Origin of the sequence: Arcicella rigui (genome assembly GCF_034929435.1) — a bacterium.
Classification (GTDB): Bacteria; Bacteroidota; Bacteroidia; order Cytophagales; family Spirosomataceae; genus Arcicella; species Arcicella rigui.
The window spans coordinates 1-1687 of the sequence record NZ_JAYFUM010000040.1 but is presented as its reverse complement, the minus strand read 5'-3'; the positions used below and the strand labels follow the sequence as shown (position 1 = coordinate 1687).

1 protein-coding gene is annotated in these 1687 nt (G+C 34.1%); it reads left to right on the top strand.

The genetic code is table 11. From position 1 onward, the window contains the following. The first annotated feature begins 131 nt into the window (after positions 1-131). Positions 132-1475: a transposase gene (locus tag VB248_RS22520; RefSeq protein WP_323299096.1), complete on the top strand. Its 1344-nt coding sequence runs from the start codon at positions 132-134 to the stop codon at positions 1473-1475. The last annotated feature ends 212 nt before the right edge of the window (positions 1476-1687 follow it).

Genomic DNA, 1687 nt, shown 5'->3' with positions numbered 1-1687 from the left:
GGCTTCCCTTAAATGTTGTAAATATTTAATTATCAATATATTATAAATAAAACAACCCCGAAAAAGTGTCAATACTGGCAATTTTCGGGGTTTTTCTGTATTTTGTTTCTGCTAGAAAACCTTAAATACAGATGCAATATACACTGTTTGATTTCGATTCTCCAAATTTTTCAAAATGGTACTTATTCAAGAATACAACTGTTCTCGGAAAAATTCACCAAACTATTGATTGGGACTCTCTTGAAAAGCTTTTACCCCATAGAACAACAATTGTTGGAGCACCTTCATGGTTGCCCAGTAGAGGTCTTTTTGCTCTCATGTTCTTAAAACACTATACTGGTTTAAGTGATGAAAAACTATTGGAGCAATTTCACACAAATTGGGCAATCCAAATGTTCTGTGGAACTTTACTTGCTGATAATGAAAGGATTAAAGATAACGCATTTGTCTCAAGAGTAAGATCTTATTTGGGAGAGCATTTAGATTTGAATCTATTTCAAAGTGTGATGGTTAATAGTTGGAAATCCGAGATTCCTGATAAAAGTGTGTTATTAATGGATGCTACTTGTTATGAAGTTTATCTTCGAATTCCTACCGACGTGAAGTTACTTTGGGAATCTTGTACTTGGCTGTGGGAGAAACAGATTCCTGCTTTATGCACAAGTAATAAAATTAAACTACCAAGGTCTAAATACAAAGACCAAAAGATAAAACAGTTGACTTATAGCAAACTTAGAAAGAAGATTCATCGAAAGACCTACTCCAGAAAACGTTCACTTTTAAAGCTACTAAATAAAGGTATTTTAACACTCAGTGAACTCCTAGAAAAAGTTAAATCTAAAGGTTTTTTAGAAAAAGATATACAAATATTTCAAACGATTAAAGTGGTTTATCAACAACAAAAACAACTTTTTGAAATACCTGAGTCAAAGATTAGTGACCGCATAGTAAGCATCTATAAACCCTATATTAGACCTATTGTCAGAGGAAAGGAGAATAAACCCGTAGAGTATGGTATCAAGGTTCACATCAACCAAGTAGGAGGAGTTAACATCATTGAGCATGCAAGCTACAATGCTTTCAATGAGTGTAAGAGGCTGAAAGAAAGTGTAATAAGACATGAAACAATGATTGGGAAATGTACTCATGTAGCCGCAGATGGGATTTATCCAACCAATGAGAATCGTACATTTTTAAGAGAACAAATGATACAACATAACTTTTGTAGAAAAGGTAGAGGTAAAGATGATAAAGCCACCAAGCAAATGAAAGGTATCCTCAACAAAGAGAGGAGTACACGTCTAGAGGGCAGTTTTGGTACGGAAAAAGAACACTATTTGCTTCGTAAAATAAAGGCAAGAAATCAAAAGACGGAACTCGTCTGGTTATTCTTCGGCGTGTATACAGCCAATGCTGTCAGGGTTACCAATCGAAGGCAAGAAAACAGACAACAGGTTCAGAAAATAGCAACCTAACTATAAATATTAGAGGACAATAAATAACCACTCAACGAGCTGGTATGGTAAAACGTTGACCAGTCTTTAAGGAAAATCAACGGCTTAGTCACAATGTGAATAAAATTGTATTTTTCAAATAAATCGCATCAAATGAAATGAAAAATCCACCCACAACATGAGTGGATTTTATTATAAATGAATATTGAAAAACAATTTTCAAGGAAAGCCTA

Coding starts and splice junctions, on each gene's coding strand:
- VB248_RS22520 (WP_323299096.1), top strand. CDS start 132: ATGCAATATACACTGTTTGATTTCGATTCTCCAAATTTTTCAAAATGG.